This is a genomic window from Aquabacter cavernae, assembly GCF_003993795.1.
Lineage (GTDB): Bacteria > Pseudomonadota > Alphaproteobacteria > Rhizobiales > Xanthobacteraceae > Aquabacter > Aquabacter cavernae.
In genome coordinates, this window is record NZ_RWKV01000008.1 from 425,007 (window position 1) to 440,443 (window position 15,437).

A 15,437-nucleotide genomic window follows, 5' to 3' on the forward strand; every position below is an offset into this window, starting at 1 on the left:
CCCGGGTTTCGATCCGGGCAATGCCCCGTGTTGCCGCCGCTCCGGCGGCCGGGTTCACAGGAGCAGGTCGGGCCGCAAATGGCGGCGGTCCCGCACCATGGCCTTGAGGCAGGTTTCCGACACCGACCGCGAGAACAGGAAGCCCTGGCCGGTGTGGCAGCCCAGCTCCACGAGCGCCTCCCGCTGTCGTTCCGTCTCGATGCCTTCAGCGGTGATCGACACGTCCAGCGTGCCCCCGAGGCGCAATGTCATGTCCACGATGGAACGGGAGACGAGGTCCGTATCGATGGCATGGACAAAGGAGCCGTCGATCTTCAACTCGTCGAAATTCATCAGATTCAGGTAGCTGAGCGAGGAATAGCCGGTTCCGAAATCGTCCAGCGACACCTTGAAGCCCATGTCGCGGATCTGGTTGATCTTGCGGACTGTGTCCGCGATTTCGCGGCTGAACACGGTCTCGGTCAGTTCGATGGTCACGAGGCTTGGATCGATGCCTGTGGTGACCAAGTGATCTTTTAGCGTCAGCGCCACATCCACCCGGTCGAACTGGGCGTGGGAGACGTTCAGCGAAATGGGAATGGGCGCGACGCCGTCCGCTTCATCCAGCCACCGGCGCTGGAAGCGCATGACTTCTCCGATGACCCACTCGCCCAGCGGCACGATGAGCCCGCTTTCCTCCGCCACCGGAATGAACACCGCGGGGCTGAGCGGCCCGTCCGTGGGATGGCGCCAGCGCACCAAGGCTTCCGCGCCAATGATTTCGCCGGTGGAGAGGTTGACCTTCGGCTGATATTCCAGCTCCAGCCCCTTGTTGGAGACCGCGCGCTGGAGGTCCTCATAGAGCCGGACGCGCTCGTGGGCCTTGGCCTCCAGCTCAGGGCTGAAGAAGGCATATGAGCCTTGGCCTCGCCGCCGGGCGAGGCCGTGGGCGATTTCCGCCGCCTGCAGCAGCTTCTCGCCGTCATGCCCCACCGCACCCACATGGGCGGCGCCGACCGTCATCTGCGCCAGGAAGGTATGGCCGGTCAGCGGGTATTCTCGCGACAGATGGGTCACCAGGGAGTGGAGCCGGGCCTCGGGGTTGTGCCCGAGGCTGGGGCCGCAGACGAAAACGCAGAATTTCTCGCTGTCGGTGCGGGCCACCAGGCAGCCATGGGCGCTCAGCGTCGCAAGTGTCGCGCCGACGGCGGAGAACGCCTCGTCACTGATCTCGAAGCCCCGGAACTCCTTGAGGCCAGCGAGGCCCACAATGTCGAACACGAACAGGCAGTCGTCGTTCGCGGCGACGGACAACGGCGCGGCGACGGCAGCCAGGAAGCCTTCGCGGTTCGGAAGCCCGGTCTTGGAATCCAGGACGAGCTGCGAGCGCAGCCGCAATTCCAGGGCGCGCTGCTTGGAGATGTCCATCACCAGGATGGCGAAGCCTTCAGCGCTGCCGCCGGGGGCGATGTCGATGCGGCTGATATTCACCGTGAAGTAGCGGTCGATATCGTTCTGGATGCACCGCAGCTCCAGCGAAGCGTGCGATTTCAGGCCGGATGACACCAATTGCAGGTCGCGCAGGGCCTTTTCGAGGTTTTCCGTCAGCCCCTGGTCGCCGCCGGACCGGATGGCGTGGCGCAGGCTGGCGAACACGTCTCCGCGCAGATGCTCAGGCACCGCGAACATGTCGGAGAGGCTGATCCAGTTCTCATTGTGCTTGATGGCCCCGCCATTGACGTTGGAGATGGCAATGCAGGCGGGCGTCTGGGTGAACATGGTGTCGAGAAGGGTGGAAACCTCCTCCTGATTGCGGATGCTGCGGGCACCTGCCAGGCCGACGAAGATGATGACGGCGCTCATCAGGCCCGCCAGGGACAGGACCGCGCGGCTGAGGGCCCGCCATTCCGCCAAAGCATGTTCGGTCGGCACGGAGATGGCGAGGATCAGCGGCAAGTCGGGCAGGTGGCGCAGGACATTCAGGCTCTCGGCATCCCCCGCCAGGGTCTGCCCTTCCTCGGCAATGAAACGCTCGTTCGTCGTGGCGAAGCGCCGGAGTGCGGGATTGTCCTCGAAGGTGCGCGCAAAGACCGTTGCATCGGAGGGGGCCTGGGCGACGATACGGAACTTGGTGGTCAGCAGGCTGATGACGATGCCGGAATCGGGGCGGTATGTGGACAGCACGTTCTCGAACAAGGCGGTGTCGATGGAGGCGCAGATGACGCCGAGGGGATGCCCGTCCGGTCCGCGAATGGGGCGGCTCGCGAAGAATTGCCAAGTGTTGAGGACACGGCTGACGACGGTCTCGGAGATGTAGAGCTTGTCCTGCTTGCCATCGGAAATCTCCCGGAAATAGGGACGATCGGAGAAGGACAGGTAGGGGAATTCCGGAAGCCGGGAATTGGCAATCATGCGGCCGGTCGAATCCAGCGCGAAGACCGTCGAGAGGCCCGTGACGCCGGTGGCGAAGTCGGCCAGCTTGGCCTGGATGGCCCGGGTCTCCACCTGTCCGCCGGACGCCGCGATTTCACGGGAGCTTTTGTCGAGGACGCGGTCTATCCCCAGGATGGCCTTGCTGACGAATTCCGCCAGGACTGCGCTCGCATTCTCGATGCGGCGATAATTGTTGGCGATCGTGTTCTTTCTTTCGTAAGCAACATAAGCGAGTGAGCCGGCAATTATCGTGATCGCAATTGCAAAGCACGCCGCGACAAGAATCTTCGCCTGCGTAATCCTCATCACGGTTCGCCCGTGCGCGGAGTTAATCGGGGTAAAATTTCAGCCTCCTCCATACTTATTAACCTTAAAAGAAAAGCGTGTTTCTCCAAGATAGGTGGCTGAGATCACTCTTAAATGTGGCCGACCGCAGGGTGGAAGGTCAAGCTGAACCAGCGTGAATCCTGAAACGTTCTTCCTTGTGGATTGAAATAAAAAGTAATTCGAGGATGCGGGGGTCAAAGGGGGCCGAAAGCAGAAGCCCAAGCCCCTGGTTCCGATCCGGAACGGGCATAGCGGGCATAGCGATCCTGCGGTGGGGCACGTTCCGGTGATGGCGGGATCAGCGATCCGCCAGATGAGCGCGCGCCGATGCGCCTGGACAGCCCAGCGCGTCGCGAGCGTTCGTCATTCAGAAGGCGCTTGGATCCCGCTTCCCCACGCCAAGCCCGGCATGGCGGCTGGTTCGGGGCGCCCCGTCATACGGGGATGTTGTCGATAAGGCGCGTCTTGCCGAGCCACGCGGCCGCCAACAGGCGGATGGGTTCGCCCGGCTCAGCGAGGGGGGCAAGCGTCTCCGCGTGGCGGGCCTCCACATAATCTACCTTCAGCCCGGCCGCCGCGATGGTCTTTCTGGCCTGCGCCGCTGCATCGACGGGCGTATGTCCGGTCCGGATGGCATCCGCGGCGGTGATCAGCGCGCGGGCTATGACCGGCGCGGTGGCGCGCTCCTCGGGCGTCAGATAGCGGTTGCGGGAGGAGAGGGCGAGGCCGTCCGGCTCCCGCGTCGTGGGGCCGGGTACGATCTCGATGGGAATGTCGAGATCGCGGGCGAGGCGGGTGACCACCTTGAGCTGCTGGTAGTCCTTTTCCCCGAACAGGGCGAAGTCCGCGCCGGACTGGAGGAAGAGCTTCGACACCACGATGGCCACGCCCGAGAAGAAGTGCGGCCGGAACGTGCTTTCGAGGCCCTGCGCCGGGCCCTCAAGGACGATCTGGGTGGTAAAGCCGGAGGGGTACATGTCGGCGGCGGCGGGCACATAGACGAAATCGGCCCCCACCTGCGTGAGAAGCTCCACGTCCCGCTCCAGGGTGCGGGGATAGCGCGAGAAGTCCTCATTGGGGGCAAACTGCGTGGGATTGACGAAGATGGAGACCACCACCTTCTCGGCCAGCGCCTTCGCCTGACGCACCAGGTCCAGATGGCCCTCATGCAGGGCACCCATGGTGGGTACGAGGGCAACGCGCGCGCCGCCCATCTGCAAGGCCCGCAGGGTCCGTCGCAGCTCCGCCGGAGTGTCCACCAGCTTCGGCGCCTGCGTCATGATCCATCCTCCCGGTTTCTTTTTCGGCGCGGACCTTAGAGTGCCATCGCTTCGGGTGGAAGCGGCCGAGTGCTTGTGCAATGGGCGGTGAGGCTTATGTTCGCCCTCATGACCACGCCCGGCCTGTCCGCACGCTTTCCGGCTCCGCCCCATGGGTGACCGGGGCCCCCGCCTTCCCGTTGGAAGCACCTCGTCGCACGAGGAACTGGACGCCTTCCTCAAGGCCGCCGGCAAATCCGTCGCGACCCCAGCAGGCGGCGGGCGCGGGCGGCTGGCCTTCGCGCTGGACGCCACGTTTTCCAGGCAGGCCACATGGTCGATGGCGCAGGAAATCCAGGCCGAGATGTTCGCCGCGGCCATGGCGCTCGGCGGGTTGGATGTCCAGTTGATCTATTATCGGGGCGCCCGCGAGTGCCGCGCGTCCGGCTGGGTCAGCGAGAGCGCGGCCCTTGCGCGCCTCATGGGGCGAATCTCCTGCGAGGGCGGGATGACGCAGATCGGCCGGGTGCTCGCCCACCTCGCCGGCGAGGGAGAACGCGCCCGCCTGCGCGCGGCGGTGTTCGTGGGCGATGCGGTGGAAGAGGATCCCGGCGCGCTCTATGAAGCCGCCGGGCGGCTCGGCGTGCTCGGCCTCAAGCTCTTCCTCTTCCAGGAGGGGCGGGACCCGCAGGTGGAGCGGGTCTTCCGCGAGATGGCCCGCCTGTCCGGCGGTGCCTGGTGTGCGTTCGCGCCGGGCGCGGGCGATGAATTGAGGGCGCTGCTGCGGGCGGTCGCCGCCTATGCCGCGGGCGGGCGGCAGGCGCTCCTTGGCTCGCGCGAGGGCGGCGCCGTGCGTCTGCTTTCCGCCATGGGAGACCGGACACCGTGACTTTGCTTGCCGGCGTCGCCGTTCTTGGGCTGCTGCTTTACCTGTTTAGCCTCTGGTCGAAGGCCAATCCCAAAGTCCTTGCCCGGCGCCTCATAGAGGCGGGCGGCGTGGCCTGCCTGCTGGGCGCGGCGGGGCTCCTGGTCACCGGGCGCTTCATGGCCGCGATGGCCCTGGGCGGCGCGGGCCTGGCTCTGCTGGGTCGCTCCGGGGGGAAGTTCTCCGGCCTGTTCAAGGGCAGGACCGCGCCGAAGGTATCGCGGGTGCGCTCCCCCTGGTTCGAGATGGAACTGGATCATGGCAGCGGGGCATTGGCGGGAAGCGTCCTGGCCGGACCGCTTGCGGGAAGCAGACTGGATGATCTGTCCCTGGACAACATTCTCGCCATGCGCCCCGCGCTGGATGCCCAGTCGCTGGCGCTAATCGAAGCTTATCTCGACCGCCGGGCGCCCGCATGGCGTGAAAACGCTGAGGGCGATACGGGTCGCCGGCGCAGCGGAGAGGGCCTGAGCCGGAGCGCGATGACCGAGCAGGAGGCCTACGAGGTTCTTGGCCTTGAACAAGGGGCGGGGGAGGCGGAAGTCCGCCGTGCGCACCGGGCGCTGATGAAGAAGCTCCACCCCGATCATGGCGGTTCCGACTATCTCGCGGCGCGTGTCAACCAAGCCAAGGACATCATCCTGAGCAAACATCGCTGATTCTTCCGCCGCGCTCTAGGGTTTGATAGAGGGCCATTCACGCTCCACCTTGCAGCACCAGAGAGCTTCAAGGTGGAGCGATCGCGCTCTAGTTCAGTTCCGTATAGTCATGCAGTCGAAATCATTGCGTTGCAGTAAACGGCACGCATCCTTCGCACCCTTTTCGTCCAGGCCCGCGAAGCGGGCGCGGTAGATGGACGAGGAGCCCTTGCTGGCGCGCTCCACGAAGGGCTCGGCGCGGCCGAGCAAGGACTTGGCCTTGGTCTGGGCGAGATCGAGCCGGCTCTTCGCTTCCTTCTCGGCGCCAAATGCACCGATCTGGATCATCCAGCCCGACCGAGGCGTGGGGGTCTCCGCCTTGGGCGCGGGCGGCACGGCGCGCGGCGCTGCCGCCACGGGGGCCACGCTGGCGGGCAGGGCGATGGGTGCCGCGGATGCGGTGCGGATGGGCTGCTGCAGGACCGGCTGCTGAGAGGGAGCGGGCAGGGGCGGCAGCATCTGCCCGGCGGGCAGAGCGGCGGCCAGCGGCTGCGCCTGAATCGGCTGCTGGTAGACCGGCTGGGCCTGGAGCTGCTGGGGCGGCTGCATCTGGGCGGGCTGGGCGAGTGCCGCGGGCGGCGTCGGGCCACCGGAGAAGGTGGGCGCGGGCCCCGCCTGCATGACCGGCTTCGCAATGGCGGTGACCTTCACGGCGGTGGGCTTGATGGGCTCATTGGAGCCCGGCGCCTGGCGCGGCGCGATGGCGGCGGTGGTGACGGGATCGGCCGCATAGGCCATGCGCTGGGGCGTCGGCAGGGGGGCGACCTGGGCAGCGGCCTCGCGCACCGGGGCCGGAGTGGGCCGCGGGGCGGCCTCGGGGGCCTCGGCGGTCTCCACGGACTTCGGCGCGGTGCGCCGGCCAGCATAGGCGCGGCCCATGTTTCCGGTGATGAGGCTGGCCATTCGGCTGTCGCGGGACGCGGCGCTGCCGCCGCCCATCACCACGCCGATGACGAACTTGTCGTCATTGTGGACCGAGGTCAGCAGGTTGAAGCCGGAGGCATTGGTGTAGCCGGTCTTGATGCCGTCCACGCCCTCGATGCGCCCGAACATGCGGTTGTGGTTCGCGATCGCCTGCCCGCGATAATAGAAGGTGCGGGTGGAGAAATACTTGTAGTAGCGCGGGAAGCGGTCCTGGATGGCGATGCCCAGCGTGGCGAGGTCGCGCGCCGTGGTGACCTGGCCCTTGTTGGGCAGGCCCGAGGCATTCCGGAACTGGCTGTTATTCATGCCGATGGCGCGCGCCTTGCGGGTCATCATGGAGGCGAACGAGGATTCGTCGCCGCCGATGGCCTCGGCGATCACCACCGCGATATCGTTGGCCGAGCGTGTCACCAGGGCCTTGATGGCATCCTCCACCTCGATGGTGGCGCCCGGCCGCAGGCCCAGCTTGGAGGGAGACTGCGAGGCGGCGAACGAAGAGACCGTCAGCGGGCTGTCGAGCCGCAGGCGGCCCGCCTCAAGCTGCTCGAACAGCATGTAGAGGGTCATCACCTTGGTGACCGAGGCCGGGTGAAGCGGGTTGTCGGCATTGTCCTCATAGAGGACCCGGCCGGTATTGGCGTCGATGATGATGGCCGACTGGCCGCGGCGCCAGCCGGTGTCCGCGGCAACCGGTCGCGAGACGGAGGGTTTCGCCTTCGCCTGCTTCTTGGGCTTCGCATCCGCGGCTCCCGCGGACAGGCAGACGGAGACGGCAACGGCCGCCGCGAGGATCTTGGCCGGGAGGGTGCCGTGAGCCAGCGCCAATCGCATGAAGAAAGGTCCCGTGTCGGCGCGGGTGAGGCGCTCACGTTCGATTCATGTGGCAGTGCAACCGGGCCGCAAGGGTCGAACGTGTAAAAAGGTGACTGGCCCAGAGCCTAGAAAGGTGCGGTTACTAAGCCGTAAATTCGGGCGCCTCCGTGATTGTGCGGTGCACAAAAATATTGACGAAAATGTTGCACTGCATATTATGCAACCAGGCGGGGAAAAAGTGGCCTCTCGCCGGGCCCGCGGCCCGGACGAATGAGCTCTGATTCTGGAAAGGAACTCCCAATGGTACAGGTGCAGTCTGTCGAAGAATTTCAGAAGATCGGCAAGGACAACATGGATCTTGCCATGAAGAGCTTCGGCTCCTGGTCGAAGAGCGCCCAGGCAATCGCTATCGAGGTTGCCGACTATACCAAGACCTCGTTCGAGCTTGGCACGTCCACGCTGGAGCAGCTTCTCGGCGCCAAGACCGTCGAGCAGGCGCTGGAGATCCAGCAGACCTATCTGAAGAGCAGCTACGAGGGTTTCGTGGCCGAGGCGACCAAGCTGGGCGAGCTGTATTCTGCTCTCGCCAAGGAAGCCTACAAGCCCTACGAGGGCCTGTTCCCCAAGACCCACTGACGACGTGACCTCCTGACCTCTCGTCAGGACCGATCAGGCAGCGAGGGCTCGTCCCGGGTCCTCGCTGCGTATTGACCGTGCCGTCCCGGGCGTCATGCCTGTTGGACGACCTGCCGTCCCGGCATTTTCCGCCATTCTCCCGTCACGCGCAGCGCAGGCATCCGACCGTTTTGGCGGCCATGCGGCGGGAATTTCATATCTCGGTGGCGGGGCAGGCTGGCATAGTGCTGTCAGGCTTCCTATTATTTTGGCATGTGCCGAGGTGGCGGGGCGACGGGCCGCGCCAACACCGATCCGGCACTCAGAATTGCCAAATGACTGAGACTGACCACTCCTCTTCCGTGTTTAACTCCTCGCCGCGCCTGTCCGGCGAGCCCGGAAAACCGCGCCGTTCCGGCAGCGGGCCGGGCACGGCCGTCATCACGCGCACCAAGCCGCAGACCAAGCGCCCGAGCCTCTATCGGGTGCTGCTGCTGAACGACGACTACACCCCCATGGAGTTCGTCGTTCACATCCTGGAGCGCTTCTTCAGCAAGGACCGCGACGAGGCCAACACCATCATGCTCCACGTCCACAATCACGGGGTGGGCGAGTGCGGCATCTACACCTACGAGGTCGCGGAAACAAAAGTGACTCAGGTGATGGACTTCGCGCGCAAACACCAACATCCTCTCCAGTGTGTCATGGAAAAGAAATGATGCGGCCGCCAGCGGCACGCAGCTTTGACAGGGGGAACGGGGAGGGTCTTGCGCGGGGCAAGGGCCGGTACGAAGTTTAGGGGAGCGCGTGCACGCCGGGCCGGCTGGAGTGTCCAGTCCCGCCGGGCGAGGCACGGGATAGAGGTGTAGATGCCAACGTTCTCTCGCAGTCTTGAGCAGTCGCTGCATCGGGCCCTGGCCCTTGCCAACGAGCGCCACCACGAATACGCGACGCTCGAACATCTGCTCCTGTCCCTGGTTGATGACCAGGATGCCTCCGCCGTCATGCGGGCCTGCAACGTCGATCTCGAAAAGCTCCGGCGCAACCTCGTCGAATATGTGGATGGCGAGCTGGAAAATCTGGTCCAGCAGAGCGGCGACGATTCCAAGCCCACCGCCGGCTTCCAGCGCGTGATCCAGCGCGCGGTGATCCATGTGCAGTCCTCCGGCCGCGAGGAGGTGACCGGCGCCAACGTGCTGGTGGCCATCTTCGCCGAGCGGGAGAGCCATGCCGCCTATTTCCTGCAGGAGCAGGACATGACGCGGTACGACGCGGTGAACTACATTTCCCACGGCATCGCCAAGCGGGCGGGCATGTCCGAGAGCCGCCCCGTGCGTGGCGCCGAGGACGAGACCGAGACCAAGTCCGGCGACGACGGGAAGAAGAAGGCGGACGCCCTGGACGCCTATTGCATCAACCTCAACCGCAAGGCGGCTGACGGCAAGGTCGATCCCCTGATCGGCCGCGACAAGGAAATCCAGCGCACCATCCAGGTGCTGTGCCGCCGCCAGAAGAACAACCCGCTCTTCGTGGGTGATCCGGGCGTGGGCAAGACCGCCATCGCGGAGGGCCTCGCCCACCGCATCATCAATGGCGACGTGCCCGAGGTTCTGGCCACGGCAACGGTGTTCTCCCTCGACATGGGCTCGCTGCTGGCGGGCACCCGCTATCGCGGCGACTTCGAGGAGCGCCTCAAGCAGGTGGTCAAGGAGATCGAGGCCTATCCGAACGCCATCATGTTCATCGACGAGATCCACACGGTGATCGGCGCCGGTGCGACCTCGGGCGGGGCCATGGATGCGTCCAACCTGCTGAAGCCCGCGCTCGCCTCCGGCACGCTGCGCTGCATGGGTTCGACCACCTACAAGGAATACCGGCAGTATTTCGAGAAGGACCGCGCTTTGGTGCGCCGGTTCCAGAAGATCGACGTGGCCGAGCCCACCGTGCCCGACGCCATCGAGATCCTGAAGGGCCTCAAGCCCTATTTCGAGGACTACCACAAGCTGCGCTACACCAATGAGGCCATCAAGGCCGCGGTGGAGCTGTCGGCCCGCTACATCCATGACCGCAAGCTGCCCGACAAGGCGATCGACGTGATCGACGAGAGCGGCGCGGCCCAGATGCTGGTGCCCGAGGCGCGGCGCAAGAAGATCATCGGCCTCAAGGAGATCGAGGCCACCATCGCCACCATGGCGCGGATTCCACCTAAGACCGTCTCCAAGGACGATGCGGAGGTGCTGGCCGCGCTGGAAAGCACGCTCAAGCGCGTGGTCTACGGCCAGGACAAGGCCATCGAGGCGCTCTCGGCCTCCATCAAGCTCGCCCGCGCGGGCCTGCGGGAGCCGGAGAAGCCCATCGGCTCCTATTTGTTCTCCGGCCCCACCGGCGTCGGCAAGACCGAGGTCGCCAAGCAGCTCGCCTCCACGTTGGGGGTGAATCTGCTGCGCTTCGACATGTCGGAATATATGGAGCGCCACACGGTTTCCCGGCTCATCGGCGCGCCTCCCGGCTATGTGGGCTTCGACCAGGGCGGCCTGCTGACCGACGGCGTGGACCAGACGCCACATTGCGTGCTGTTGCTGGACGAGATCGAGAAGGCCCACCCGGACCTGTTCAACATCCTCCTGCAGGTGATGGACCACGGGAAGCTCACCGACCATAACGGCAAGTCGGTGGATTTCCGCAACGTCATCCTGATCATGACCACCAATGCGGGTGCGGCTGATCTCTCCAAGGCGGCCTACGGCTTTACCCGCACCAAGCGGGAAGGCGACGACGTGGAGGCCATCAACCGGACCTTCGCGCCGGAGTTCCGCAACCGCCTGGACGCGATCATTCCCTTCGCCCACCTGTCCACCGACATTATCGGCCAGGTGGTGGAGAAGTTCGTGCTCCAGCTGGAAGCCCAGCTCGCCGACCGCAACGTCACCATCGAGCTGTCCGACGAAGCCACCGCATGGCTGGTGGAGCGCGGCTATGACGAGCAGATGGGCGCCCGTCCCATGGCGCGGGTGATCCAGGAGTTCATCAAGACGCCGCTGGCGGACGAGGTGCTGTTCGGGCGCCTCAAGACCGGTGGGCATGTGCGCGTGGTGGTGGAGGAGGGCGAGACGGGCAGCAAGCTCGGCTTCTCCTTCCCCGAAGGCCCCGTCACGCCCAAGCCGGACAAGATCGCCCCCGCCACCAAGCGGGCACCGCGCCGCAAGGCCGATGCCTCCCGCTCCAAGGCGCCCCGTCCGGGCACCAAGGGCCGCACGGGCACCAAGCCCGGCCCGAAGGGCGGCCCCAAAGGCGGCGGGTCCGGTGGCAGCCATGTGCCCAAGGTTCCGCTGGTCAAGGCTTGATCTGAGCCGGGCGCCCGTCAAGGGGCGCCCGGTTCCTTCGCGTCGGGTCTGCCTTGCATTCCATGAACTCGACGCGCGCTTCGACGGACGCTAAACCTTCATCTTGAAGCGCCCCCGGCGCGCGAGAACGGCATTTTCCATGGTCACGCTCGTCAACACGCTGAACAGGCCCCGGCACCCCGAAAAGGCGAACCGCCCCGAGAACGAGGTGCTGCGCAAGCCGGACTGGATCCGGGTGAAGGCGCCCGGCTCGGCGGGATGGTCCCAGACGGCGGAGATCGTGCGCGCCAACGGCCTGCACACGGTGTGCGAGGAAGCCGGTTGCCCCAATATCGGCGAGTGCTGGGAAAAGAAGCACGCCACCTTCATGATCATGGGCGACACCTGCACGCGGGCCTGTGCCTTCTGCAACGTGCGCACCGGCCTGCCGGGTCCGCTGGATCAGGGCGAGCCCGAGAAGGTGGCCGCGGCAGTGGCCAAGCTCGGCCTGTCGCATGTGGTCATCACCTCCGTGGACCGCGATGACCTTTCGGATGGCGGCGCCGAGCATTTCGCCCTCACCATCCGGGCCATCCGCGCGGCGAGCCCCGGCACCACCATCGAGATCCTCACCCCGGACTTCCTGCGCAAGCCCGGCGCCATCGAGGTGGTGGTGGAGGCACGGCCGGATGTGTTCAACCACAATCTGGAAACCGTGCCCGGCCGCTATCTCAAGGTGCGTCCCGGCGCCCGCTATTTCCACTCTCTGCGCCTGCTCCAGCAGGTGAAGGAACTGGATGGCTCCATCTTCACCAAGTCCGGCATCATGGTCGGGCTGGGGGAGGAGCGGAACGAGGTGCTCCAGCTCATGGACGACCTGCGCTCGGCCGAGGTGGATTTCATGACCATCGGCCAGTATCTCCAGCCCACCCGCCGCCACCACAAGGTGGAGCGCTTCGTGACGCCGGACGAGTTCAAGGCGTTCGAGACGGTGGCCTATGCCAAGGGCTTCCTGATGGTGTCGTCGAGCCCGCTCACCCGCTCGTCCCATCATGCGGGCGACGACTTCGCCCGGCTGCGCACGGCCCGGGACACCAAGCTGGGCCGGGCGTGACATCGTGCCGGCCTTTTCCAGCACCCGCGTGGTCGGCCATTCCCCGGCCGACATGTTCGACCTCGTGGCCGATGTCGAGCGCTATCCCGAGTTCGTGCCTTTGTGCAGCGGGCTGCGCATCCGCCGCAGGAATCGCAGCGACGAGGGCGTGGAGATTCTCGTTGCCGACATGACGGTGGCCTACAAGCTGATCCGCGAGACCTTCACCTCCCGCGTCACGCTGGACCGGCCGCGCCTCGTCATCCATGTGGAGTATCTCGACGGCCCCTTCAGCCGCCTCGACAATCGGTGGGAATTCCATCCGGCTGCGGGGGAGCGCTGCGAGGTGAAGTTTCACATCTCCTACGAATTCCGCTCGCGCACCCTGGGCTTGCTCATGGGCGCCATGTTCGACGCCGCCTTCCGGCGGTTCGCGGATGCGTTCGAGAAGCGGGCCGACGAGGTGTATGGGGCGAAGGCGCGGGCCTGAAGGGCGCACATATTCAACGGGTGCACGTCGCTTCTTTTCTTCGCGAATTTCCCCCTCCCAACCCTCCCCCGCAAGCGGGAGAGGGCTTTACCCGACGGCGCAGCGACACGCTCCCTCTCCCGCCCGAACTCGACTGCTGTCGAGTTCGGATGGTGAACGTGCCGAAGTCGGAAACATCCGACTTCGGTGCGGGGGAGGGCTGGGGAGGGGGAAGACCGGGAGCAACGGGGAGGGGCAAGAGCGCTGAGCCAAAGCCCCACTCCCCGAAAAACTACCGCATTACATAGACTTTTGCGCCGACCTTCACGCGATTGTAGAGGTCGGTGACGTCGTCATTGGTCATGCGGATGCAGCCGGAGGAGACAGCCTGCCCGATGGTCTCCGGCTCATTGGAACCGTGGATGCGATAGAGGCTGGAGCCCAGATACATGGCGCGCGCGCCCAGCGGATTGTCGAGGCCGCCGGGCATGTAGCGGGGCAGATCGGGGCGGCGCTTCAGCATCTGGGCCGGAGGCGTCCAGGAGGGCCACTCCTTCTTCGCCGACACCACCTTCACGCCCGACCACTGGAAACCGTCGCGGCCGACACCGACGCCGTAGCGCACGGCCTGGCCCGGCGTGGTCACATAATAGAGCCGCCGTTCCGCGGTGTTCACCACCACACTGCCGGCCGGATATTTCGGATCGAAGGACACCATCTGGCGCGGAATGGGCGAGGTGCCGGCGGTCATCCCGAAGGGCGAGCCGAAGGGGGAACTGAAAAGGCCGCCGAAGATATCGTAGCGGTCGTCCGCCTGGGCAGGCAGGGCCAGCATGGCAGCCGCGGCGCACGCGGCCATGGCCATCAGCGTCCTCTTCATCATGCGCATGACTCGTCCTCTTCAGGGGGGCAGCGCGCCCGCCGGTTCAAGATGTCGCCGCATTTCGGGCGTTGCCGCAACATCTTTGTGCGGGGAATGGTTCCCCCTGCCGGTTTGCGGCTCAGAGGTGCTTAACGAAGTCTCGCAACAGATGGTTGAAGGCGGCCGGATGCTCCAGGAAGGGGGCATGCCCGGTGTCCGCCATCATCTCCAGCCGGGCGCCGGGCAGCATGCCTGCCAGGTGCACGGCCATGGCGGGCGCGATGACCTGATCATCGATGCCGTGGATGACGAGCGCGGGAATGTCCACGCCCGCCAGCGCCGCGGTATAGTCCGCGGGCCGCGCCATGGCGGCGCGCACGCGGGGCGGACACATCATGGCGGCCGCCAGGAGGCTTTCGGCAAGCTCCCCCTCCAGCGGGTGCAGCACGCAGGCCCGCTGGAAGGCGCGGGTGGCGGCGATGGATACAGCCGGGTCCGGGTCGCCCATCTCCTTCATGAGGCGATTGCACGAACCATAGAAGTGCCGGGCATTCTCGGTGATGGCATCCACGAAGACGAGCCCGGCGAGGGCGTGCGTGCCGAAGGCCGCCAGATAGTCGCCGATGATGCGCCCGCCATAGGACCAGCCCACCAGCGTCACGGCCTGAAGGCCGCACTGTTCCAGGATGGCGGCGATATCGCCCGCCCAAAGGGCGCTGTCCTGATAGCGGGAGGTTTCCGGCGGATGGTCGGAGCCGCCGTGGCCGGGCAGGTCGAAGGTCACGAGCCGCAGATGGGCCAGTTCGGGGGCATCCACCTGCCGGGCCCAGGAGAGGCCGGTCTGGGAATAGCCGTGGATGAACAGGACCGGCCGCCCCGTGGGATCCCCCCATTCGCGGACGGCCAGGGTGGTTCCGTCCGGGGCGGTGATGCGGAGGCTGCGGCGGGGAGGAGAGACGAGCATGGGAGAAGACTAAAGAGCTTCAGCCTTGCCCGGAAGGGCTCACTCGTCGCGCGGCAGGCCGAGGCGATAGACGCCACGGAAAGTGGTCGGGTCCACCGGCTTGCCCTTCCGATAGACCATGAGCCGCCCTTCCTGGGCGAGCTGCACGGCCGCGCGGCGGATTCGGGGCAGGGCCCGCTGCCAGTTCTCGCCCGGCATGAGGCGCTGGGCGGCCTCCATGGGGCTCAGCGTCTTTGCCGGGCCGATCTCGCGCGCAATGGTGAGAATGGCCGCCTGCGCCTCGGGATCGTCCGGGCCGGATTCGGTCGGGAGTTCGGATTCGCTTTCCATTTCGTCCTCATGGCACCCGCTGCTGGCCCCGGCAAGGGTGCGCTGCAGCGTGAATCTGAAAGGTTCGGTCACAAAAAGTGTGCGTTGCCGCATCCATGCATTGCTTCTTGGTTACGGAATGCCTAATGAATCGGTTTGTTCGCATGCGTGATGCAGCGGACACATCCAGGCATTCCGGCTTGTCCCGGCATTCAAGGTCCATTGTCATCATGGCAGTAAAGGCCGAGCGCTCCTGTTGGGGGATCGCACGTTTAAGTTTCGGCGTGTTTCTCGCCGCCATCGTCATGGTCTACCTGTTCGGCGGGTTCGAGCCCATCGCGGTCGTCGCCTCTCGGTAACGCGGCCGATATCGGCACGCCCGAGCGCCTGCGCCGACCCGCTTGTGCGACAAGCCGGTCGGTCGCCCGCAGCCTCCATGAACAT

14 protein-coding genes are annotated in these 15,437 nt (G+C 65.8%); 8 read left to right on the top strand and 6 right to left on the bottom strand.

The features are described from left to right. Positions 1-54: 54 nt before the first annotated feature. Entirely contained in the window at positions 55-2,718 is a 2,664-nt protein-coding gene (locus tag EJJ38_RS06785) for a bifunctional diguanylate cyclase/phosphodiesterase (protein ID WP_127089340.1), read from the bottom strand. A gap of 455 nt (positions 2,719-3,173) precedes the next feature. Next, a complete protein-coding gene (gene panC / locus EJJ38_RS06790; protein ID WP_127089341.1) occupies positions 3,174-4,019 on the bottom strand; it encodes a pantoate--beta-alanine ligase in 846 nt (281 codons plus the stop codon). Positions 4,020-4,170: 151 nt separating this feature from the next. Here panC and EJJ38_RS06795 point away from each other — a divergent pair, with 151 nt between their 5' ends. Both EJJ38_RS06795 and EJJ38_RS06800 read left to right on the top strand, forming a co-directional pair. Continuing rightward, complete coding sequence (locus EJJ38_RS06795; RefSeq protein ID WP_127089342.1) at positions 4,171-4,887, top strand: VWA domain-containing protein; 717 nt, start codon at positions 4,171-4,173, stop codon at positions 4,885-4,887. Further along, on the top strand, positions 4,884-5,582 hold the full coding sequence (locus tag EJJ38_RS06800) for a DnaJ domain-containing protein (protein WP_127089343.1): 699 nt from the start codon (positions 4,884-4,886) through the stop codon (positions 5,580-5,582). The genes EJJ38_RS06795 and EJJ38_RS06800 overlap by 4 nt, the downstream gene beginning before the upstream one ends. Before the next feature lie 93 nt (positions 5,583-5,675). Here the strand turns inward: EJJ38_RS06800 and EJJ38_RS06805 are convergent, their stop codons facing one another. Beyond that, entirely contained in the window at positions 5,676-7,376 is a 1,701-nt protein-coding gene (locus tag EJJ38_RS06805; RefSeq protein WP_127089344.1) for a D-alanyl-D-alanine carboxypeptidase family protein, read from the bottom strand. A gap of 282 nt (positions 7,377-7,658) precedes the next feature. On the opposite strand from EJJ38_RS06805, the gene EJJ38_RS06810 reads away from it, so the two are divergent. The 5 genes from EJJ38_RS06810 (at position 7,659) to EJJ38_RS06830 (ending at position 12,879) form a co-directional block, all read left to right on the top strand. Beyond that, the gene (locus tag EJJ38_RS06810; RefSeq protein ID WP_127089345.1) at positions 7,659-7,994 is read left to right on the top strand and encodes a phasin family protein; all 336 of its coding nucleotides are present in this window, start codon (positions 7,659-7,661) and stop codon (positions 7,992-7,994) included. 314 nt (positions 7,995-8,308) lie between these two features. Next, on the top strand, positions 8,309-8,692 hold the full coding sequence (gene clpS / locus EJJ38_RS06815; protein WP_245454143.1) for an ATP-dependent Clp protease adapter ClpS: 384 nt from the start codon (positions 8,309-8,311) through the stop codon (positions 8,690-8,692). Positions 8,693-8,842: 150 nt separating this feature from the next. After that, positions 8,843-11,317 carry an ATP-dependent Clp protease ATP-binding subunit ClpA gene (gene clpA, locus EJJ38_RS06820; protein WP_127089346.1) on the top strand — a complete coding sequence of 825 codons (2,475 nt, stop codon included), beginning with the start codon at positions 8,843-8,845 and terminating at the stop codon, positions 11,315-11,317. Positions 11,318-11,456: 139 nt separating this feature from the next. Continuing rightward, positions 11,457-12,410 carry a lipoyl synthase gene (gene lipA / locus EJJ38_RS06825; protein WP_127089347.1) on the top strand — a complete coding sequence of 318 codons (954 nt, stop codon included), beginning with the start codon at positions 11,457-11,459 and terminating at the stop codon, positions 12,408-12,410. Positions 12,411-12,414: 4 nt separating this feature from the next. Further along, positions 12,415-12,879, top strand: coding sequence for a type II toxin-antitoxin system RatA family toxin (locus EJJ38_RS06830; protein ID WP_127089348.1), 465 nt, complete (start codon positions 12,415-12,417; stop codon positions 12,877-12,879). 271 nt (positions 12,880-13,150) lie between these two features. Here the strand turns inward: EJJ38_RS06830 and EJJ38_RS06835 are convergent, their stop codons facing one another. From EJJ38_RS06835 to EJJ38_RS06845, 3 genes are all read right to left on the bottom strand, one after another. After that, positions 13,151-13,738, bottom strand: coding sequence for a L,D-transpeptidase (locus EJJ38_RS06835; protein WP_127090304.1), 588 nt, complete (start codon positions 13,736-13,738; stop codon positions 13,151-13,153). Positions 13,739-13,859: 121 nt separating this feature from the next. Then, positions 13,860-14,684, bottom strand: coding sequence for an alpha/beta fold hydrolase (locus EJJ38_RS06840; protein ID WP_127089349.1), 825 nt, complete (start codon positions 14,682-14,684; stop codon positions 13,860-13,862). 39 nt (positions 14,685-14,723) lie between these two features. Then, on the bottom strand, positions 14,724-15,014 hold the full coding sequence (locus EJJ38_RS06845) for a DUF3253 domain-containing protein (protein WP_127089350.1): 291 nt from the start codon (positions 15,012-15,014) through the stop codon (positions 14,724-14,726). A gap of 209 nt (positions 15,015-15,223) precedes the next feature. Here EJJ38_RS06845 and EJJ38_RS20765 point away from each other — a divergent pair, with 209 nt between their 5' ends. After that, positions 15,224-15,352 (top strand): hypothetical protein, encoded by a 129-nt coding sequence (locus EJJ38_RS20765; protein WP_274704721.1) that lies wholly within the window; start codon positions 15,224-15,226, stop codon positions 15,350-15,352. Positions 15,353-15,437: the final 85 nt, after the last annotated feature.